Origin of the sequence: Pseudomonas fluorescens (assembly GCF_030344995.1) — a bacterium.
In the GTDB taxonomy this organism is placed as follows: domain Bacteria; phylum Pseudomonadota; class Gammaproteobacteria; order Pseudomonadales; family Pseudomonadaceae; genus Aquipseudomonas; species Aquipseudomonas fluorescens_BF.
In genome coordinates this window covers 3719523-3741404 of sequence record NZ_CP128260.1, presented here as the reverse complement: position 1 = coordinate 3741404, position 21882 = coordinate 3719523, and the positions used below count along the sequence as shown (strand labels likewise).

The window sequence follows — 21882 nt, the reverse complement described above, 5'->3', positions numbered from 1 at the left end:
TCCGCGTGCGGTTGAACCCTAATCTGACTGTTCGTTTTCGGATTAGAGTTGTTGAACATGGATGTTGAAAGTCGACTTGAAAAAGTGTCTGAAACAACGCCGGCCGAACAGGGCGTTTTTTTTGAATTACTGAAAGAGCAGATGCCGTCCTGGCTGCTCAATGCGCCAGTCAATGATCGGGACGTTCTCTGTAGCAGCCTGAAAACCAGCTTCCAGTCACGACAGAGTTTGCTCAAACAGTTGCAGGCACTGAAGTCTCCGGAACATTTTTGTGCGCCCTTGCTGGCCAAGGCCATGTCAGAAAAACTGGGTGAACCGTTCGATGTTGCAGGCGCGGTTTTTCAGCATGTGCGTTCTACGTCGAGCCTTTTGGGCTTGCGCAAGAAGCTGACCCTGCCTATCGGCCGTGATTTGCTGACCGCAGCCTGCGAGAACTTCGAACTGTCCGAAACACTGCCAGATAATTACCACGAGCTTTCTCTGCTCTATATTCCTGAGCGAGTAACGGGGAAAACAAATCGTGTTCTGGGCATCAAGCCACACGAGTTCGCAATTCTGTGTCGGGATCTCGATCTTGGGAAACAGTACCGCAAACATGTAGAGCAGTTGTTTGTAGAAGGAACACAACCTGCAATGCTGCTTGGCGCATCCATTGCCTGTTTTCGTGATCGGTTTGAAGTTGACAGGCAAATCGCTTGTTTGCGAGGCCATATCAGTGCTGGTGTTGATCAAATACTCAAATCGGTTGTTGCTCCACAAACGCCTGAAAAAGCACTCGAATACCAGAATATTGAAATACTTGGCGTCACCCTGAGAGGCCCCATGTTTATCGGTTCGGTCATGGCGGACTCGGGCGATGTTGATCGTTGCGTTGTTTATATCCCGGAAGACCCGGATCACCCGCTGAAGGAGTATGCATCCTTCCTCGATTTTGAGATCGAACTGAGCAAGCGCTTGAAAAGCGCGGGTTTCCGAGGGTTTTTCATGCGCTTCGTCACACTGCGCGATCGCCCGTCGTTCCTCAAGGGCGTCGACGTACGACTGCTCAGCGTCAGGCCGCTCCACCTTCCCTTTGACACCCCGTACTTGCCGCTGAAGGTCGCGTATCCGGTAGGTAAAGCAAAAACGGATCTGTTTCTGGCCCTCTTCGAGCATCGCGCCGAACAGGTCCGTGCCGATGCCAGAATACTGGTCGTGTCCACGGACGATGAAGATGAAAAAACTCGCCAGGAACGGCTGGAGACCTACGAGTCCATTGGCGTTAATACATTGCTGTTCCTGGCCTCCTTCGTACCGGTCCTTGGAGAGGTCATGTGCGCTGTGGCCGGTCTGCAGTTGCTCAATGAAATTTACGAGGGCATCGACAGCTGGGCGCATGACGATCAGGAAAGCGCGATGGACTACCTGTTCGACACCCTTGAAAACCTGATAATCATGGCGACGTTTTCAACGGGCAGCGCAGCGGCGGGCAAAGCCTTGAAACGCGTGCGGACGTCGAGTTTCGTGCAGGGACTGAGGCAGGTGCCGATAGGATGGATGTCCCGAAGGCTATGGAGTCCGGACGTATCGGCTTTGCGAATGCCGGAGAGCGTGCTCGGCAAGCTCCCGGCCGATGAGCGAGGACTGATACTGCACGACAACAAGCGGTTTCTGAAGCTGGGCAGCCATGCCTACACGGTGCAACCCGTACCGGACAGCGGGTTGTGGGAAGTTGGCAATCTGCAGGCGTCTGCGCGTTATCGACCGCCCCTTGAAACCAATGGGGCCGGTGCCTGGCGCCATCAGAGCGAAACACCGCAGGACTGGAGCCTGCTCACGCTGTTTCGTCGGACCGGGTATCGCGAAGAGGAGATACCGGATGCCCGGGCCTTGCAGATCCTCGCTGCCAGCAACATCGACGAATCTGCAATGCGCCAGGCGATCATTGGCCGCAGCAGACCCATGGCGGTTCTCACTGACGCTGTACGCCGCTTTCAGGCCGACACCCAAGCCGGCCATTTCATGGACTCCGTGGCATCACCCATTTCTGCACAACAGGCAGACGCGGACTTGCAGTTGTATTTGCTGACGTCAGTGGGGCATTGGCCACGGGACCTGGAAATCGTTATCACGGACGCCCGGGACATCGAGGTCGCACGGTATGGGGACCACAACGCTTCTCGGTCTGTCACGGTAAAACAGGAGGCGCTTCGAAAGTCCGCGTTCTATTCGCCGTTGCTGGCGGCACTGAACGAGCGTGAGCGCTTGCATCTGTTGGGTGAGGTGGCCGAAGACTCGAACCTTCAAGACACATTGCTGGCCGCGCACATAGGCGAACTCGCACCCTTTCAGCGGATTGGATTGACGGACCGCCTGTACCGCCGAACGGACACGATCGAACAGTCGAAGGCCGAACCGATCCGGACCGCGTTCAGGGATTTGCCGGCCAGTGTCGCCGACGAGTTGGTGCTGCATGCCGACGGCAGCGAGTGGCAGCAACTGGTGTCTGGCAAGGTGCCGCTGCGCCTGGCCGAGGAAGCGCGACGCTATCAACAGATTCTGCGGTTGAATCGTGCCTTCGAGGGCTTGTACCTCGATGCTGCCTGCGGCCGGGACGTCGACAGGCTGATCCTCGATACCTTGAGTCATCTGCCGGGCTGGCCGGGAGATGTGTCTATCGAAATTCGCGATTGGGCGACGAGTACCGGGGAAACAGCCAGCGTCGGCCCGCCAGGTGCGCGCCACAAGGTGATTATCGAAGCCTGGGCTGACAGGTATATGGGAACGGACACTGAGGAAACCCTGGTTTCCAGCTCACTGAAGCGCACCCGTGCGGATTTCTTCCGGGTGCTGTGGGAAAGCCTGCCGGTACACAGTCGCCAGGCGCTCGGCCCCAAAACAGGAGGGGACGGATTGCGCCGGAAGATCACGTCACTGGCGCTTCAGCGACGGGAGGCAATCCGCGGGTTGCTGGACAACGCAACGCTGGACAGGCGCTACCGCTCACCGATGGGACTCGCAGACCGGCGGATCGAACGCTCTGTGCCACTGACCGGCGGAGCGGAGGCTGTCGGGCGCAGGTCAGCTGTTCTGGTGCAACGGGCACGAGAGCTTTACCCGTCATTTTCGTCCGCTCAAATCGATCAGTTTCTTCTGTCTCTCGACAGCAATGACGTGTTGGCCATCAGAACCCTGGAGAACATGCGGGAGCAATACCAGGCATTGGTTCAAGCGCTGGAGCGCTGGACTCATCGCACGACTTATCATCAGGCTGGAGACGGTCCCAGGCGTCAGGTGCCCGTGCACAACAAGGCGCGGGCCGCGCAGGCGATATTGCGCGCCTGGCGCAGGGAGTCTGCCGTTGCTTCAAACACCGGATACTTCCGGCATCCTCTGACGCTTGACGGGATCCCTCTGGGGGACATGCCGGTCTTGATCGGTGATTTCAGCCATGTCGATGCCTTGCACATGAATGCCGTCGGAGCCGGTTCCGGGTTGAACAGCTTCCTGCACAATTTCCCGGGATTGCGCATGTTGAGCCTGCCTGGCAATGAGCTGACGCGTATGCCCCAGGCCATCGAAGCAATGTCCGGGCTGACGGTGCTGGATTTGAGTGACAACCGGATTCGGTTGAACGAGCAGGCGATGACTACCCTGGCGCCTCTGGAGCATTTGCAGTCGCTGGACCTGAGTTTCAATCCGGCGCTGGGTGGCCCGCCACGGGTCGGGACGCTGCGCCGACTGCGTTACCTGGGATTGCGCGAAACCGGGATCAGCGAGTGGCCGGCTGATATGGAGAGGCTGACGGCTTTGGAAACCCTCGATTTGCGCGATAACCGAATCGTCGACATTCCCGGGGCGGTATTCAACGCGCCAGACGCGCTGAACAGAGGAACCAGCGTCGACGGCAATCCGTTATCGACGGCGAGCCTTCAGGCAATTGCCGACTATCAACAATCCACGGGCATCAACTTTGGGGTGATGACCAATGAGTATGTGAGCGCGGCGCGTTCGTCCTCCGGAGACACAAGCGCGGATTGGGTGATCGGCTTGCCTGCCGTCAAGGTTTCCCGGGTAAGAGAAGTCTGGTCGGCGCTATCGGCCGATCCGCAATCCAGGTCGTTTTTCGAGGTGTTGCTGCTGTTGCGTGGTACCGCTGATTATTCGCGGTCACTGGGACAGCTGACGCAACGGGTCTGGGCAGTGCTGGAGGCCGCGTGCGAGGACGACAGGCTGCGGCGTACGCTCTTTCGAATGGCCCGGTCCGGGCGAGCGAGCGTGGCCAATGCTGCCGAGGTATTCAGTGATCTCGAGGTCAGAGTCCTGTGCTCGCGGGCGGTGGCAGACCATGCCGTTGCTGCTTCGCTGGAAGGGCGGCTTGTCCGGCTGCTGCGGGGCCGGTTCAGGTTGCAGGAGGTGCAAAGGCACGCAGCGATGGACGCCGCTCTTCGAGCACGGACAGGATCGCTCAGCCGGGAACAGGCCCTGGAGCTGAACCTGCTTTACCGGGTGCGGCTGGCGCGACGTCTGGAACTGCCGGCCCAGCCCGATGCATTGAATGTACAGCTCGGGATCGAGGTCACTGACGCGCAGGTCGATCAGGTGTATCTCAAGGTCGTTTCGGCTGAAAAGACTTCGCAATTGGCGGAGTCGATGAGCCGTCAGGAGTTCTGGTCTGAATACTTGATGACGACCCATGAGGATGAATTTTCCGCTGCACTCGACCGCAGTGCGGCGTCCATGGCCCGGCTGGAGCAGCTTAACGAACTGTCCCGCGAGGCTGCCTCACGGCAAGTGATGGCGATTCTGGACAATCTGAGAAATGAAAACCGGCAAGTGCGGTTACGGCTGACCAACGAAGCATTGGCCCGAAATCCGGGTTTGTCCGTGTCGCAGGATACTGGGCAAGGCCAGTCGGGTGGGGCAGGGAACTGAGCGCACGCCCCGGATCTGCCATGCAGATCCGGGGCGTGATCGTCAGCGACGACGGAACAGCGGCAGCGGTTCGTCAGTGGCGGCCTGATAGGTCACCGAGAAATCCTTGAGGCTTTCAAGGGCGTCGTACGGGTCTTTGTCCGCGCGCAGGGCGAAGGCATCGAAACCGCAACGGCGCATATAGAACAGCTGATCGCGCAGCACGTCGCCGATGGCCCGCAGCTCGCCTTTGAAACCGTAACGGTCACGCAGCAGGCGGGCGTTGGAGTAGTTGCGACCGTCGGTGAACGCCGGGAAGTTCAGGGCAATCACCTGGAACTCGTTCACGTCGTCACCGATTTCCTCGGCTTCTTCGTCGGCATCCAGCCACACACCCAGACCGCCATCGCGGGCCTTGAGCATACGGGCGTGTTCACGCCACAGCTGCAGCGGGACGATCAGGTCGTCGCAGTTGCTGATTTCGTCGATATTGAAATCCTTCGGCAGCAGGTGCCAGGTTTCGTCGACGACCTCGTTGTTCTTAATGATTCGCTGCATAGACGCGTTCCTTGAAGAGGTCGATGCCAATACGCTGGTAGGTGTCGATGAAACGCTCGTCTTCGGTGCGTTGTTCCACGTACACGTCGATCAGTTTGGAGATCACGTCCGGCATGTCTTCCTGAGCGAAAGACGGGCCGAGGATCTTGCCCAGGCTGGCGTCACGGCTGGCGCTGCCACCGAGCGAGACCTGGTAGAACTCCTCACCTTTCTTGTCCACGCCGAGAATGCCGATGTGGCCAACGTGGTGGTGACCGCAGGCGTTCATGCAGCCGGAGATGTTCAGGTCCAGCTCACCGATGTCGAACAGGTAGTCCAGGTCGTCGAAACGGCGCTGGATCGATTCGGCGATCGGGATCGACTTGGCGTTGGCCAGGGAGCAGAAATCACCGCCAGGGCAGCAGATGATGTCGGTCAGCAGGCCGATGTTCGGCGTGGCGAAACCACCTTCACGCAGTTCGCCCCACAGGGTGAACAGCTGGCTCTGCTCGACGTCGGCCAGAATGATGTTCTGCTCGTGGGAGGTGCGCAGTTGACCGAAGCTGTAACGGTCGGCCAGATCGGCGACGGCGTCGAGCTGCTTGTCGGTGATGTCGCCCGGAGCAACGCCGGTCGGCTTCAGGGACAGGGTCACGGCAACGTAGCCCGGCTTCTTGTGCGCCAGGGTGTTGCGGGTGCGCCAGCGGGCGAAGCCCGGATGTTCTTTGTCGAGGGCGGCCAGTTCGGCGTCCTGACTGCTCAGTGCCTTGTAGTCCGGGTCGACGAAGTGTTTGGCGACGCGATGGACTTCGGCTTCGGTCAGCGTGGTCTGGCCGCCGCGCAGGTGTTCCATTTCGGCATCGACTTTCTGGGCGAAGACTTCCGGCGTCAGCGCCTTGACGAGGATCTTGATCCGCGCCTTGTATTTGTTGTCACGACGGCCATAGCGGTTGTAGACCCGCAGGATCGCGTCGAGGTAGCTCAACAGGTCCTGCCATGGCAGGAATTCGTTGATGAACGCGCCAACCACCGGGGTACGACCCAGACCGCCGCCCACCAGCACGCGGAAACCGAGTTCGCCAGCGGCGTTGTGCACCGGCTCAAGGCCGATGTCGTGGACTTCGATGGCCGCACGGTCAGAGGTCGAACCGTTGACGGCGATCTTGAATTTGCGCGGCAGGTAGGCGAATTCCGGGTGGAAGGTCGTCCACTGACGAACGATTTCGCACCACGGACGCGGGTCGATCAATTCGTCGGCCGCAACACCGGCGAACTGGTCGGTGGTGACGTTGCGCAGGCAGTTGCCGCTGGTCTGGATCGCGTGCATCTGCACGGTGGCCAGCTCGGCGAGGATGTCCGGGATGTCTTCGACCGCCGGCCAGTTGAACTGCACGTTCTGGCGCGTACTGATGTGGGCGTAGCCCTTGTCATAGTCGCGGGCGATTTTTGCCATCATGCGCATCTGACGCGAAGTCAGTTGGCCGTAAGGCACCGCCACGCGCAACATCGGCGCGAAACGCTGGATATACAGGCCATTTTGCAGGCGCAGGGGGCGGAATTCTTCTTCGCTCAGCTCACCTGCCAGATAGCGTCGGGTCTGATCACGGAACTGCTTGACGCGGTCCTCGATGATCCGCTGATCGTACTCGTCGTATACGTACATATAAGTCCTGTTCTCAGGCTTTGGCCACTCGGAAAACGCTGCGTTTTCGCTTGCTGGAGTCCGATGGTTCCTCTGCAATTCTGCGCGCACGGCCGCGCACTCCCTGACGGAGCCGGGGCAATATACCCGTTTGCAGTTATGCGCAAAAGTGATGTTTGAGTATATGGAAAGAACCAAATCGCCTAACGAGAATCACTGTCAACTAACCCACATTTGTAGTGCGGTCAATCATCGTCTTAACTGTGGTCGAGTCTTTCTGCAATCACCGATAAAACCGACAAGAGGCGATGCAATGAGCAACCCAACCAAGGCAAGGAAAAGCGATAGCAGCGTCGATGCATGGGCCATTCTGTTCCTGATCATTCTGGTCGTTGGAACAGCCGTGTTCTGGGTCAGCCATCAGTAAAACGACTCGTCCGGGCCCCGCTTGCGACGATTGTCGGACAAAAGGCGGGATCAAGCGCCAAAGGCCAGGTGATCAATGGCTATAATGCGCGGCCATTTTTCCTTGGGCCCGGATGTTTCATGTTCAAGTTTCTCCACATCAGTCTGCTTGTGCTGGGCCTGGCCTTTGGAGGCGGCGCGCGGGCAGAGTCTGTGCTGTTTCTGAATCCGGGTGCCACCGACGAAGCGTTCTGGGTCAGCTACTCGCAATTCATGCAGGCTGCGGCCCGGGATCTGGGCGTCGATCTGCGCATTCTCTATTCCCAGCGCCAGCCCGAAATGACCCTGGCCCAGGCCCGGATAGCCTTGCAGGGCCCTGATCGCCCCGACTACCTGATGTTCGCCAACGAGCAATACATCGCGCCGCAGATCCTGCGCATGGCCAATCAGAGTGGGGTGAAGCTGTTTATCGTCAATGCCGCGCTGACCCCCAATCAGCAAGCGCTGGTCGGGGACCGCGCTGACCGGATCGGCAGCCTCGTGCCCAATGACGAGGAGGGCGGTTACCTGTTGATGAAGGAGTTGATCCGCCTGCATCCACCGGTGGCCCCCGGCGCCAGCATCGAATTGCTGGCGTTCTCCGGCCTGAAGATCACGCCGTCGTCGCAATTGCGCGAGCAGGGCATGCAGCGGGCACTGGCCGAACATCCCGAGGTCCGTTTGCGGCAACTGGTCTACGGTGGCTGGACACAGCAGCGTGCCTATGAGCAGGCCCGGCAGCTGCTGGTTCGTTACCCGAAGGTGTCATTGGTGTGGGCGGCCAACGACGAAATGGCCTTCGGCGCGATGCGAGCGGTTTCGGAAAGCGGGAAAGTCCCAGGCAAAGACGTGCTGTTCAGTGCGGTCAATACCTCGCCTGCGGCATTGCAGGCCATGATCGACGGGCGCTTGAGCGCTTTGCTCGGCGGTCACTTCACCCTTGGGGGGTGGGCGCTGGTGGAAGTGCACGATCATGCACAGGGCGTCGACCTGAACCGTTACGGTGGCCGTGACCGGCAGATTCCCTTGCTGCAACTGATCGACAAGGATCATGCCCGCCGCATGCTGGCCATGGGCACATCGCCAGACTACGGCGTGCACTTTCACAGGATGTCGGCGAAGGGCCGTCCGGTTTCGTATCGCTATCCGTTCAACCTGCAGACCCTGATGCACTGACGCGGGTCAGACGCCCGCCAGATGCACCACCAGTTGCACAATGCCGAACAGCGTCAGGGCGAACACCGCCGTGAACGCAATGCCCAGGAAGATGAAGTGGCTGGGCTTTCCATGGGTGAAATCCCTTGCCCGGTTCTTGCCACTTTGCACCCCGAACGCGGCTGCCATGACGCTGTGCAGCATCTGCCAGAAGGTTGGTGGCTTGTTGTCGAATGGATCGTCCATAAATCCCCCGTCTGCCGTGTGTGTCCATCAAGCATAGCCAAGCCTTTTCAGGTCGCAGAAATACCTGTGGGAGCCAATTGGCTCCCACAGGGTGTCGCGCGTAGCTGACTTAGTTGTCGTAACTCAATTGTCGTAACCCAGGTTCGGCGCCAGCCAGCGTTCGGTCAGGCTCAGTTCCTGACCTTTGCGCGAGGTGTAGCTCTGCACCTGATCCTTGTCGACCTTGCCCACGGCGAAGTACTGCGCCTGCGGATGGGCGAAGTACCAGCCGCTGACCGCTGCCGCCGGGAACATTGCGTAGTGCTCGGTGAGGAACACGCCGCTGCGGCCGGCGCGCATTTCCTGAGCCTCAGGGTCGAGCAGGGCGAACAGCGTGGCCTTCTCGGTGTGATCCGGGCAGGCCGGGTAGCCGGGAGCAGGGCGAATGCCGGAATACTGCTCCTTGATCAGCGCCTCGTTGTCGAGGGCTTCATCCTTGGCGTAACCCCAGTGCTCTTTACGCACCTGCTGGTGCAGCCACTCGGCGCAGGCTTCGGCCAGACGGTCGGCCAGGGCCTTGACCATGATCGAGTTGTAGTCGTCGCCGGCTTCCTGATAAGCCTTGGCCACTTCTTCGGCGCCGATGCCGGCGGTGGTGATGAAACCACCGACATAGTCGGTCACTTCGCTGTCCTTCGGCGCAACGAAGTCGGCCAGGGAGAAATTCGGTTTGCCGTCGGTCTTGATGATCTGCTGGCGCAGGTGATGCAGGCGGGCCATTGGCTTGCCGTCATCGCCGTACAACTCGATATCGTCGTCGTGCACCTGATTGGCCGGCCAGAAGCCGAACACCGCACGGGCGCTGATCAGCTTCTCGTCGATCAGCTTGGTCAGCATCTCGCGGGCGTCCTTGTACAGCGAGGTCGCCGCTTCACCGACCACTTCGTCTTCGAGGATGCGCGGGAACTTGCCGGCCAGGTCCCAGGAGATGAAGAACGGCGTCCAGTCGATGTACTCGGCCAGTACGTTGAGGTCGATGTTGTCCAGCACGCGGGTGCCGGTGAAGGTCGGTTTGACCGGGGTGTACGTGGCCCAGTCGAACTGTGGCTTCTTGGCGATCGCGGCGGCGTAGCTCAGACGCTCGGTACGGGCGCTGCGGTTGGCGGTGCGCTCGCGGACGTCGATGTACTCTTCGCGGGTCTTCTCGACGAAACCGGCCTTGAGCTCCTTGGACAGCAACTGCGTCGCCACGCCCACGGCGCGGGAGGCGTCGGTGACATACACCACCGCGTCGTTGCTGTACTTGGGTTCGATCTTCACCGCCGTGTGCGCTTTGGAGGTGGTCGCGCCACCGATCATCAGCGGCAGGTGGAAGTCCTGACGCTGCATCTCGCGGGCCACGTGGACCATTTCATCCAGCGACGGGGTGATCAGGCCGGACAGACCGATGATGTCGCACTTCTGCTCCTTGGCCACCTGCAAGATCTTCTCCGCCGGCACCATCACGCCGAGGTCGACGATGTCATAGCCGTTGCAACCCAGCACCACGCCGACGATGTTCTTGCCGATGTCGTGAACGTCGCCTTTTACCGTGGCCATCAGGATCTTGCCCTTGGCTTCCGGCTTGTCGCCTTTTTCCAGTTCGATGAACGGGATCAAGTGAGCCACGGCCTGCTTCATCACGCGGGCGGATTTCACCACCTGCGGCAGGAACATTTTGCCGGCGCCGAACAAGTCACCGACGATGTTCATGCCGGACATCAGCGGGCCTTCGATCACTTCGATCGGGCGAGCGAAAGACTGACGGGATTCTTCGGTGTCTTCGACGATGTGGGTGGTGATGCCCTTGACCAGCGCGTGTTCCAGACGCTTGTTGACGTCCCAGCCGCGCCATTCTTCGGTCTCGGCTTCCTTCACGCTGCCGTCGCCCTTGTACTTGTCGGCGATGGCGAGGAGGGCGTCGGTGCCTTCCGGCGTGCGGTTGAGGATCACGTCTTCAACGGCGTCGCGCAGTTCCTGCGGGATCTGGTCGTAGATCTCCAGCTGACCGGCGTTGACGATGCCCATGGTCAGGCCGGCGCGGATCGCGTACAGCAGGAACACCGAGTGAATCGCCTCGCGCACCGGGTTGTTGCCGCGGAACGAGAACGACACGTTGGACACGCCGCCGGAGCTCAGGGCGTACGGCAGCTCGTCGCGGATGTAGGCGCAGGCGTTGATGAAATCCACAGCGTAGTTGTTGTGTTCTTCGATGCCGGTGGCCACGGCGAAGATGTTCGGGTCGAAGATGATGTCTTCCGGCGGGAAGCCGACTTCGTTGACCAGAATGTCGTAGGAGCGTTTGCAGATTTCTTTCTTGCGCGCTTCGGTGTCGGCCTGGCCGGCTTCGTCGAACGCCATCACTACCACGGCGGCGCCGTAGCGCTTGCACAGTTTGGCGTGGTGGATGAACTGCTCGACGCCTTCTTTCATGCTGATCGAGTTGACGATGCCCTTGCCCTGAATGCACTTGAGGCCGGCTTCGATCACGTCCCATTTCGAGGAGTCGATCATGATCGGTACGCGGGAGATGTCCGGTTCACCGGCAATCAGATTGAGGAAGGTCACCATGGCCTTCTTCGAATCGAGCATCCCTTCGTCCATGTTGATGTCGATCACCTGGGCGCCGGCCTCGACCTGCTGCAGGGCGACTTCCAGGGCTTCGGTGTAGTTGTCTTCGCGGATCAGACGGGCGAATTTCGCGGAACCGGTGATGTTGGTCCGCTCGCCGACGTTGACGAACAGCGAGTTGCGATCGATGGTGAACGGCTCCAGACCCGACAGGCGGCAGGCCTTGGGGATGTCCGGAATCTGCCGTGGCGCGTAGCCGGCGACGGCTTTGGCGATGGCTTCGATGTGGCCCGGCGTGGTGCCGCAGCAACCGCCGACGATGTTGAGGAAACCGCTCTGGGCGAATTCTTCGATGACTTTGGCGGTGTCCACCGGCAGCTCGTCGTACTCGCCGAATTCGTTCGGCAGGCCGGCGTTCGGGTGCGCCGAAACGTGGGTGCTGGCCTTGTCCGACAGCTCTTCCAGGTACGGACGCAGTTCGCGGGCACCGAGCGCGCAGTTCAGACCGACCGAAATCGGCTTGGCGTGGGCCACGGAGTTCCAGAACGCTTCAGTGGTCTGGCCCGACAGGGTACGGCCGGAGGCGTCGGTGATGGTGCCGGAAATCATGATCGGCAACTCGAAGCCCAGTTCTTCGAACACGCCTTGCACGGCAAAGATCGCGGCTTTGGCGTTGAGGGTGTCGAAGATGGTTTCGATCAGGATCAGGTCGGCGCCGCCCTCGATCAGGCCTTTGGTGGCCTCGGTGTAGTTCTCCACCAGTTCATCGAAGGTAACGTTGCGGTAGCCAGGGTTGTTGACGTCCGGCGACAGCGAGCAGGTGCGACTCGTAGGACCGAGCACGCCGGCGACGAAGCGCGGCTTGCCCGGGGTCTCGAGGGTTTTCGCGTCAGCGACCTTGCGCGCCAGACGGGCGCCTTCTACGTTGAGTTCGTAGACCAGTTCTTCCATGCCGTAGTCGGCCATGGAAATCTGGGTGGCGTTGAAGGTGTTGGTCTCGAGGATGTCGGCACCGGCATCCAGATAGGCTTTCTCGATGCCGCCGATTACGTCCGGGCGGGTCAGCACCAACAGGTCGTTGTTGCCCTTGACGTCGCTCGGCCAGTCGGCGAAGCGCTTGCCGCGATAATCCTGCTCTTCGAGCTTGTAGCTCTGGATCATCGTGCCCATACCGCCATCGAGTATCAGGATGCGCTCTTTGAGAGCTTGCTTGAGAGCTTGAAGGCGGACGCTGCGATCGGACATTGGGACTACTCGAAAAAGACCATGACGAAGGGCCGGGATCATAACAAACCTGTGCGGTTTTAGAGCATGTCGCGCTTTTGCATGAATATCGCTCATGTTGGTACGGTCGTCATAACGGTAGAATCGCGGCGTTTTTCTTCTGGATCAGGATCAGGGATATGTCGTACCGCGTCGTCAGCATGGTGTTGCTGTTTTTGAGCTTTGGCGCGGCGGCGCAAAGTCCTGCGGTTTCTCCCGCTATTTCTTACACCCGCGATATCCAGCCGATCTTTACCGAGAAATGCGTGGCCTGCCATGCGTGCTACGACTCTGCCTGTCAGTTGAATCTGGGCAGCGGCGAAGGCGCCGCCCGTGGCGCGAGCAAGATGCCGGTCTACGATGGCGAACGCACCCAGGCGGCACCGACCACGCGGCTGTTCTACGACGCCTTCGGCAAACGTGCCTGGCAGCAGAAAGACTTCTATTCGGTGCTCGACGCCCAGGGCAGTCAGGCCGCGCTGATGGCGCGCATGCTGGAACTGGGGCACAAAACGCCGCTGACACCCAACGCCAAGCTGCCGGAAGACATCGTGCTGGGCCTCAACCGCGAGAACCTGTGCGCGATGCCGGCCGAATTCGACGGCTACGCCGGTGTCCATCCGAAAGAGGGCATGCCACTGGCGGTGACCGGCCTGACCGATCAGCAATACCAGACGCTGCAACGTTGGTTGGCGTCCGGCGCGCCCATCGACGAGCAAGGCCTGGCGCCGAGCACCAAGGAAGCGCTGCAGATCGTGCAGTGGGAAAACCTGCTCAACCAGCCCGGCGCGCGGGAAAGCCTGGTCGGGCGCTGGCTGTTTGAACACTGGTTCCTGGCGCACATCTACTTCAAGGACGGCGAGCCGGGGCATTACTTCCAGTGGGTGCGTTCGCGCACGCCGACGGGGAAGCCGATCGATCTGATCGCCACGCGTCGCCCGAATGACGATCCGGGCACCCAGGTTTACTACCGCCTGTGGCCAGTTCAGGGCGTGATCGTGCACAAGACTCACATCACCTATCCGCTGAGCGCGGCGAAGATGGCGCGGGTCAAAAGCCTGTTCTACAACGGCCACTGGCAGGTCAATGCCTTGCCGGGTTACGGGCCGCAGAGCCGGGCCAACCCGTTCGCGACCTTCGAGGCGATTCCGGCGCAGGCGCGCTATCAGTTCATGCTCGATAACGCCGAGTACTTCGTGCGCACCTTCATTCGCGGCCCGGTATGCCGCGGGCAGATCGCGACCGACGTGATCCGCGACAACTTCTGGGCGCTGTTCCAGGCCCCGGAACACGATCTGTACATCACCGACCCGAACTATCGCGGCCAGGCCACGCCGTTGTTGGCGATGCCGGGGCAGAACGACGACGTCGGCAGCGTCCTGAGCCTGTGGCATAACTACCGCAACAAGCGAAACAAATACGAAGCCCTGCGCCGTGACAGCTACGCCGACCTGCCGGCGCCGAGCTGGTCGACCCTGTGGGCCGGCAACGACAACGCCTTGCTGAGCATCTTCCGTCACTTCGACAGCGCTTCGGTGACCAAAGGCCTGATCGGCGAAGTGCCGCAGACGATGTGGTTGTTCGACTATCCGCTGCTGGAACGCACCTATTACCAGTTGGCGGTGAATTTCGATGTGTTCGGCAACGTCTCCCATCAGGCGCAAACACGCTTGTATTTCGACCTGATCCGCAACGGCGCCGAGCAGAACTTCCTGCGCCTGATGCCCGCCGACTCCCGCGAGGGCTACCTCGACGATTGGTACCAGAGCAGCGGCCAATTCAAGATGTGGCTCGATTACGAAGCCATCGACGACGATAAGCCGACCGCGCTGAAACTCGACGAGAAAGACCCGAAACGCGATTTCGCCATGCAATTGCTGGCGCGCTACGGCGATCTCAATGCGCGTCCGGATCCGATCAACCGCTGCGAAGACGCCTATTGCTCGCGCCCGAACATCGACCCGGCGCTGCAAAACGCCGAACAGGCGCTGAGTCGCCTGACTTCGCGCCCGGCAGCCGGCCTGAAAGTGATCGATCAATTGCCGGAAGCGACGATGCTGCGGGTCGAAACCCGCAGCGGCAAGCGCGAGGTCTACAGCCTGCTGCGCAACCGCGCGCACAGCAACGTGGCGTTCCTGCTCGGTGAATCGCTGCGTTATCAACCGGGGCTGGACACGCTGACGATCTATCCGGGCGTGCTCAGCAGCTACCCGAATTTCATGTTCAACATCCCGGCCGATCAGGTGCCAGCGTTTGTCGACGCCATGGAAAGTGCCAAGGACGTGGCGCAGTTCGAGAAAATCGTCGAACGTTGGGGCATCCGCCGCAGCCATCCGCAGTTCTGGTTCTATTTCCATGATTTGAGCCAGTACATCCACGAAACCGATCCGGTGGAAGAGGGCGTGCTGGATATGAACCGGTACGAGAATCTTTGATCGTTTGAGCGATGGCGGTTGTCCCAATCCTGTGAAGTACGGGATCGGGAGCGCCATCGATGTTGATTTCAGTGCAGGCCCTGCGAGCGCTCGCCGCGTGGGCGGTGGTCTGCCATCACTTCATGCAGATTTTCTTTGACTTCGAGGCGCGCGGGCCGATAGGGCAGCTGTTCATCGACAAGGGCGCCGTGGGCGTCGATATCTTTTTCGTGATCAGCGGGCTGGTGATTTTCCTGTCCACCGAAGGCAAGGCGCTGCCGCCGGCGCGGTTTCTGTTGTATCGACTGTTCCGTATTGTTCCCGCGTATTGGCTCTACACGGTGCTGATGGCGTTGCTGGTGGTGTTTGCCCGGCCGTTGCTGCCGGATCAGACGGTGGACTGGAGTCATTTGCTCCTGTCGCTGCTGTTTATCCCGACCGAAAACCCCGGTGGCTACGGGATCTATCCGACCCTGAATGTCGGCTGGACCCTCAATTACGAAATGCTGTTCTACGTGCTGTTCGCCTGGGCGCTGTTGTTCCGGCTGCAAGTCCGTTTGCTGGTGGTCGCGGCGCTGCTGTTTGCGGTGTGCCAAACCTGGACCGGGTTTGGCTGGGTCAGCGAGTTTTATCGCTCGGACATCGTTTATGAGTTCCTGCTGGGGATTGGCATCGGCATGCTTTACCGCCGAGGCTGGATCGGGGCGGCGCTCTGGTTGCCGATACTGGGGATCGGCGCGGCGTTGCTGGCGATCTATCATCTGCCGCCGGAACCGCGATTGCTCAACTGGGGCGTGCCGAGTGCGGTGCTGGTCATGGCCAGCATGGCGCTGGAGCGGCATGTCGAACGCAACAGGCTGTTGAAGCTGCTGGGTGACTGTTCGTACTCGGTGTACCTGATGCATGTGCTGGTGCTGTCGGCCGGCGGTTATTTGGCCCGACGCTATGGGCTCAACCCGTATTTGATGTTTGCCGTCTGTGCGCTGGCCATCGTTATCGGTTCGTGGCTGAGCTACGAATGGGTGGAAAAGCGCAGTTATCAATGGCTTAAAGCGCGGATCGACGGCGAACCTGGCGCATAGCCGATTTGCGAACTATTCCTACGTAAATACTAGGACTTTGTGCCGCGCGCCGATTGGCGTAAACTCCGCCTCAAGCCTGCGAGGAGTCTCCATGACCGCTATTACCATTACCGACGCCGCCCATGATTACCTGGCCGATCTGCTCTCCAAGCAGAACACCCCGGGCATCGGCATCCGCGTTTTCATCACCCAGCCTGGCACCCAATACGCCGAAACCTGCATTGCCTACTGCAAGCCGGGCGAAGAAAAACCTGAAGACACGGCGCTGGGGCTGAAAAGCTTCACCGCTTACATCGACTCGTTCAGCGAAGCATTTCTCGACGATGCCGTCGTCGACTACGCCACCGACCGCATGGGCGGCCAGCTGACCATCAAGGCGCCAAACGCCAAAGTCCCGATGGTCAACGCTGACAGCCCGATCAACGAGCGCATCAACTACTACCTGCAAACCGAAATCAACCCGGGGCTGGCCAGCCACGGCGGTCAGGTCAGCCTGATCGATGTGGTTGAAGACGGCATTGCCGTGTTGCAGTTCGGCGGCGGTTGCCAGGGCTGCGGCCAGGCGGACGTAACCTTGAAGGAAGGCATCGAGCGCACCTTGCTCGAGCGCATTCCGGAGCTCAAGGGCGTTCGCGACGTGACCGACCACACGCAGAAAGAAAACGCCTACTACTAAGGCGTTCGCTGCGGCATGAAAAACGGCGCCCCGTGAGCGCCGTTTTTTTATGCGTGAGATTCAATGACGCCTTCGCGGGCAAGCCCGCTCCCGCATTTGGAATGCGATCAAGTGTGGGAGCGGGCTTGCTCGCGAAAGGGCCGTCATGGGCGGTAAAGATGTGCGTGCCCCGCGCGATACAGCGAAGATTCGCTGAAATGATCACTCCCCAACACCCGCCCGACCAGAATCAACGCCGTGCGCCGAAACCCCTTGGCCGCCACCTTCTCGGCAATATCCTCAAGCGTCCCGACCACCCAATCCTGATCCGGCCACGTCGCCCGGTGAATCACCGCGATCGGGCAATCCGCGCCGTAATGCGGCAGCAATTCAGCCAGGATCTTCTCCAGATGATTGACCCCCAGATGAATCGCCATGGTCGCCCGGTGCTGCGCCAGACTGCCCAGTTCCTCGCCGGCAGGCATCGCCGTCTTGTCCGCATAACGGGTCAGAATCACGCTTTGCGAGATGTCCGGCAGCGTCAGTTCAGCGCCCAACAGCGCGGCGCACGCGGCGGTGGCGGTCACGCCGGGGATGATTTCGAACGGAATATCCAGCTCGCGCAAATAACGAATCTGCTCGCCAATGGCGCCATACAGGCTCGGATCGCCCGAATGCACCCGCGCCACATCCTGACCCTTGGCGTGAGCGGTCTTGATCAGATCGATGATCTGTTCCAGGTGCAGCTCGGCGCTGTTAATCACGGTTTCAGCGCAATGACCTTCCAGCACCGCCGTCGGCACCAGCGAACCTGCGTAGATGATCACCGGGCAACTGCGGATCAACCGCTGACCTTTGACAGTGATCAATTCCGGGTCGCCGGGGCCGGCGCCGATGAAGTAAACGGTCATCGTTGGATCCTGTAGAAAAGGGGCAGGGCGGTGCTTCACAAGCCCTTCAGATGAAGAATGCTCATGATCGAAAGCGAGGATTATCGGGAATTTAAGCCGCGCCGGCCAATGCCAGAGTTGCCTGCGCGTACTTTTGCCGGGAAATCAGCAGTTTTGCCGGACCACTGATCAACTGTTCGGCGAGCGCCAGGGCGGCACTTTCCGCCACGCCGTAGCAACCGGTGCGTTCGAAGGCGATCTGTGAGTGATGACTTAAACGTTGCTGATAACTGGCCAGTTCTTCGCTGCTGAAATACAGCAACGGCAACGCCAGTTGGGCGGCGAGTTCCTGCAAACCGGGTTCGTCGCGCTTGAGGTCGATGCTGGCCAGCGCCTTGACCTTCTCAAGATCAATTCGATGCGCCTGTAACGCCTGGTCAAGCAATGCACGCAGCGTGCTGGCGGGGCAGCCGCGCTGGCAGCCCAGGCCGACCACGAAGGTCGGCGCTGCGCTGTCATCGGTCATGCGTGGTACTGACCTTCGCTTTTGCGGCGGAACAACCAGGCGCTGATCAGGCCCAGGGCCAGCCAGAACGCGACGTTGGTCAGCTGCGAAGCGATTTTGAACTGGGCTTCGAGGGCTTCCGGGGCGAGCATCGAATGCACTTCCGGTTGTGGCGCGCCAATCACATGCGGCACGGCAAGGATCGCCACGCCGAGGATCTTCATCAGCCAGTTACGGCTGAACGCGATCAAGGCCAGGCCGACAGCGGTGGAGGCAGCGGTGCCGATCCACCACATCTGACGCGAGGCCAGATCGGCAGCGGCAGTGCCCGGCAGCTCAGGCGGCAGGCCCATGGTCGGCGCGAGCACGAAAGTCGCATAACCGGCCAGACCCCAGAGCAGACCTTGGGAGGTTTTGGTCGGCGCGCGCAGGGTGTACAGGCCCGCCAGCATCAGGGCAAAACCCACGGCAACCACCAGATTGCCGCCAGTGGTTGACACCACGCGCTGCCAGCCGTCTTCCGGCTCCCAGGCTTCGGCATCGTGGGTGTGTGCGGCGGTGCCGGCGGCGTGTTCGTGAACTTCGGCAACCGGTTCGGCTTTCTCGAAGGTCTCGGCCTGAAGAATCAGCGGCGACACCCAGAAGCTTTGCAGCAAGGTCAGGAGCAGGGCGGCCAGAAGGCCGGTGAAACCTGCGGTCTGCGCAATACGCTTGATCATGTCGTCAGGTCTCAGTGGCACGGGAACGCGGCGCTGTGGCGGGTATCGTGGGCGGCGTTGTGCACCGCTTCGATGTGCGAGAAACCGGCGAAATACACGAGGCACGCACCCAGGATCGACGCGCAGACGGCGGCGGTCAGGCGTTGGCTCAGGGTGGTGGTGCTGGAGATCTTGTCCGAATTGCTGCCGGTGCTGCTGATGATCGACATGGCGCTTCCCTCTGGAGTGTCAGCGGGTGAATAGAGCGCATGAAAACCCCTGCGGCCGGGCACGCAGAGGTTCGAACAGCGCCCGCCCACCGCGGGTTTGTTATGTTCAGTGGCGCAAGGATGCGCACTGTGTGTTGCGGGCCGGTCTCCGGGCTCACGAGGGGTGGCTGTCTGCCGACCTGCAAGCGTCACCTTCCCATGCCCGTGGGCACAGTGGATCTGACGCTCTCTCGCTTACCGTTGCGGGGGCAGCACCGGACTGACATGGCTTTAGAGTAAAGCACATGATTCACCGGTTTCCCGTTTCACCCTGTGAAGGGCACCCGTAACAAGTTGTGTAGGAGACCATGAGGGGGGGATTTGAGTCAATTGGGATTGGGGGCATATCCGTTGCTGCGGTAACGGCTTCTCAGGGTTTCGCCCTTACGGCGAGTCACCTTTTCCAAACGCCGGAGTGCCGGCCCAGCGAAAAGGTAACCCAAAAGGCTTTACCCTGACGTACGGCCCTCGCTGTGGCTCGGGTTCCTTCGCTCCGGGATTGATCCGGGGGCATCGCCTACGGTTTGCTTCGCTGCACCTCCTCTCGATGTGTTTGGCTTCGCCAAACGGTCGCTGCGCTCCCACCCCCGGATCAATCCCTCCACTCAGCCTGCCGACGGGCCTTGCGATCAAAAGCGGTACTCGAGCTAACGCTCATCGTGTTGAGTGGTGAGGAGCACGGCGTGGTCGGCTTTGGTTTTGTGGTGGATTTACCCCTCACCCCAGCCCTCTCCCCGAGGAGAGGGAGCCGATATGTGTGCTTTTCAAAACTTGAGTTCGACTCGGTATTGCATGTCGGCGTAGCTCTTGCAAACACCTCGATCAGTTCCCTCTCCCTCCGGGAGAGGGTTAGGGTGAGGGGGCTCTTGATCTGCTTTTGATCTCAAGCCCCTTCGGCAGGCCGAGCGGAGGTGTTCATCAGGGGGTAGGCGCGCAGCGCCGTGCGGCGAAGCCGCATACATCGAGAGGAGGTGCAGCGAAGCAAACCGTAGGCGATGCCCCCTGATGGACACCGTAGCGAGGGAACACTGAGCCTAAGCGAAGTGCCGTACGCCGGGGCAAAAGCCTTTTGGTTCCTTTTTGCTGGGCCGGCATTCCGGCGTTTGAAAAAGGGACTCGCTGTAAGAGCGAAACCGCCAGCGGCAGCACCCGAAGCAATGGATATGCCCCCAATCTCAAAATCCACCAACCATTGACCCATCCCCACACCCTGCGTAGCCTTGCGCTTTCGAGGTTCTTCGGCCCACGCCGAAGCTAAGAAGGGAACGCGGTCCAAGCCGCGGCTGCCCCCGCAACTGTGAACGGTGCCGTTCGCTGCCACGCCACTGCCAACTCAATCCAGAGCCAGCGGGAAGGCGCAGCGAATACCGGGCCAAGGCCCGAACACCGTCAGCCAGGAGACCTGCCTCGTCACAGATTCTCACTTTCAACCGGGCGGGGTGATCCGGTGGCGAACTCTCCAGGCACGCATCCGCGTTGCCGGTCTCGTCCCGTATGCCCGCCACCTTGCCAAAGGGCATCCGATGAAAACACTGGCCAAACTCCCCGTCACCATCGTCACCGGCTTCCTCGGCTCGGGCAAAACCACCTTGCTGCGGCACATGCTCGACAACGCTCAGGGCCGCCGCATCGCGGTGATCGTCAACGAGTTTGGCGAGCTGGGCATCGACGGTGAAATCCTCAAGCAGTGCACCATCGGCTGCACCGAAGAAGAAGCGACCGGCCGCGTCTACGAACTGGCCAACGGCTGCCTGTGCTGCACGGTGCAGGAAGAGTTCTTCCCGGTGATGCGCGAACTGGTGGCCCGTCGCGGCGACCTCGACCATATCCTGATCGAAACCTCGGGCCTGGCCCTGCCAAAACCGCTGGTGCAAGCCTTCCAGTGGCCGGAAATCCGCAGTGCCTGCACCGTTGATGCGGTGATCACCGTGGTCGACAGCCCGGCCGTGGCCGCCGGCACCTTCGCCGCGTTCCCGGAGCAGGTCGATGCCCAGCGCAAACTCGATCCGAACCTGGATCACGAATCGCCACTGCACGAACTGTTCGCAGACCAACTGGCCAGCGCCGACCTCGTCATCCTCAACAAGGCCGACCAGACCAGCCCTGAAGACCTCGCGCGCGTCCGTCTGGAAGTCGCCGAAGAGCTGCCGCCAGCAGTGAAAATCATCGAAGCCAGCAACGGTCGTCTGCCGCTGGACGTGCTGATCGGCCTCGGCGCCGGTTCCGAAGAACACATCGACAGTCGCCACAGCCATCACGATCACCACCACGGTGAAGGCGATGACGATCACGATGACCACGATCACGACGCTTTTGACTCGATCTCCATCGAACTGCCGCAAGCCGACGAAAGCCTGCTGCTCGACGCGCTGACGCAACTGGTGGTTCAGCACGGCATCCTGCGGGTCAAAGGTTTCGCGGCGATCCCGAACAAGCCGATGCGTCTGCTGATTCAGGGCGTGGGCACGCGCTTCGACAAACACTTCGACCGTCAGTGGGGCGCCGATGAGGCACGCGTGACGCGTCTGGTGTTGATCGGTCAGGAACTGGACGCCGCCCAGCTCGAAGCGCAACTGCGCGCCGCGCTCAGCGTTTAAGCC

14 protein-coding genes and 2 riboswitches are annotated in these 21882 nt (G+C 60.6%); of the genes, 6 read left to right on the top strand and 8 right to left on the bottom strand.

From position 1 onward, the window contains the following. Positions 1-57: 57 nt before the first annotated feature. Positions 58-4914 carry an NEL-type E3 ubiquitin ligase domain-containing protein gene (locus tag QR290_RS16580; protein ID WP_289203114.1) on the top strand — a complete coding sequence of 1619 codons (4857 nt, stop codon included), beginning with the start codon at positions 58-60 and terminating at the stop codon, positions 4912-4914. 42 nt (positions 4915-4956) lie between these two features. Here QR290_RS16580 and QR290_RS16575 read toward each other — a convergent pair whose 3' ends face one another. Both QR290_RS16575 and QR290_RS16570 read right to left on the bottom strand, forming a co-directional pair. Continuing rightward, positions 4957-5451 (bottom strand): DUF934 domain-containing protein, encoded by a 495-nt coding sequence (locus tag QR290_RS16575; protein ID WP_007959510.1) that lies wholly within the window; start codon positions 5449-5451, stop codon positions 4957-4959. Beyond that, positions 5435-7093 carry a nitrite/sulfite reductase gene (locus QR290_RS16570; RefSeq protein ID WP_289203113.1) on the bottom strand — a complete coding sequence of 553 codons (1659 nt, stop codon included), beginning with the start codon at positions 7091-7093 and terminating at the stop codon, positions 5435-5437. Before QR290_RS16570 ends, QR290_RS16575 begins: the two co-directional genes overlap by 17 nt. 525 nt (positions 7094-7618) lie before the next feature. Here QR290_RS16570 and QR290_RS16565 point away from each other — a divergent pair. Further along, positions 7619-8692, top strand: a complete 1074-nt coding sequence (locus QR290_RS16565) for an ABC transporter substrate-binding protein (RefSeq protein WP_289203112.1) — start codon at positions 7619-7621, stop codon at positions 8690-8692. 6 nt (positions 8693-8698) lie between these two features. Here the strand turns inward: QR290_RS16565 and QR290_RS16560 are convergent, their stop codons facing one another. Then, positions 8699-8917 (bottom strand): DUF2970 domain-containing protein, encoded by a 219-nt coding sequence (locus tag QR290_RS16560; protein WP_289203111.1) that lies wholly within the window; start codon positions 8915-8917, stop codon positions 8699-8701. A gap of 123 nt (positions 8918-9040) precedes the next feature. Then, the gene (metH, locus tag QR290_RS16555; protein WP_289203110.1) at positions 9041-12751 is read right to left on the bottom strand and encodes a methionine synthase; all 3711 of its coding nucleotides are present in this window, start codon (positions 12749-12751) and stop codon (positions 9041-9043) included. A gap of 158 nt (positions 12752-12909) precedes the next feature. On the opposite strand from metH, the gene QR290_RS16550 reads away from it, so the two are divergent. The 3 genes from QR290_RS16550 (at position 12910) to nfuA (ending at position 16941) form a co-directional block, all read left to right on the top strand. Further along, entirely contained in the window at positions 12910-15204 is a 2295-nt protein-coding gene (locus QR290_RS16550; RefSeq protein WP_289203109.1) for a fatty acid cis/trans isomerase, read from the top strand. Between the two features lie 59 nt (positions 15205-15263). Further along, complete coding sequence (locus tag QR290_RS16545; RefSeq protein WP_289203108.1) at positions 15264-16265, top strand: acyltransferase family protein; 1002 nt, start codon at positions 15264-15266, stop codon at positions 16263-16265. Between the two features lie 91 nt (positions 16266-16356). Then, entirely contained in the window at positions 16357-16941 is a 585-nt protein-coding gene (gene nfuA / locus QR290_RS16540; RefSeq protein ID WP_007959519.1) for a Fe-S biogenesis protein NfuA, read from the top strand. A gap of 143 nt (positions 16942-17084) precedes the next feature. Here the strand turns inward: nfuA and cobM are convergent, their stop codons facing one another. The 4 genes from cobM to QR290_RS16520 all read right to left on the bottom strand — a co-directional run bounded on the left by cobM (position 17085) and on the right by QR290_RS16520 (position 19243). Continuing rightward, positions 17085-17831 carry a precorrin-4 C(11)-methyltransferase gene (gene cobM / locus QR290_RS16535; protein ID WP_289203107.1) on the bottom strand — a complete coding sequence of 249 codons (747 nt, stop codon included), beginning with the start codon at positions 17829-17831 and terminating at the stop codon, positions 17085-17087. 91 nt (positions 17832-17922) lie between these two features. Next, positions 17923-18336 (bottom strand): cobalamin biosynthesis protein, encoded by a 414-nt coding sequence (locus tag QR290_RS16530; RefSeq protein WP_011334491.1) that lies wholly within the window; start codon positions 18334-18336, stop codon positions 17923-17925. Beyond that, on the bottom strand, positions 18333-19034 hold the full coding sequence (locus QR290_RS16525) for a CbtA family protein (protein ID WP_115078119.1): 702 nt from the start codon (positions 19032-19034) through the stop codon (positions 18333-18335). The genes QR290_RS16530 and QR290_RS16525 overlap by 4 nt, the downstream gene beginning before the upstream one ends. 11 nt (positions 19035-19045) lie before the next feature. Continuing rightward, positions 19046-19243: a CbtB domain-containing protein gene (locus QR290_RS16520; RefSeq protein WP_007959524.1), complete on the bottom strand. Its 198-nt coding sequence runs from the start codon at positions 19241-19243 to the stop codon at positions 19046-19048. A gap of 122 nt (positions 19244-19365) precedes the next feature. Continuing rightward, positions 19366-19585: riboswitch (cobalamin riboswitch) on the bottom strand. Between the two features lie 911 nt (positions 19586-20496). Then, a riboswitch (cobalamin riboswitch) is annotated at positions 20497-20706 on the top strand. Between the two features lie 99 nt (positions 20707-20805). Here QR290_RS16520 and cobW point away from each other — a divergent pair. Continuing rightward, positions 20806-21879 carry a cobalamin biosynthesis protein CobW gene (cobW, locus tag QR290_RS16515; RefSeq protein ID WP_115078118.1) on the top strand — a complete coding sequence of 358 codons (1074 nt, stop codon included), beginning with the start codon at positions 20806-20808 and terminating at the stop codon, positions 21877-21879. Positions 21880-21882: the final 3 nt, after the last annotated feature.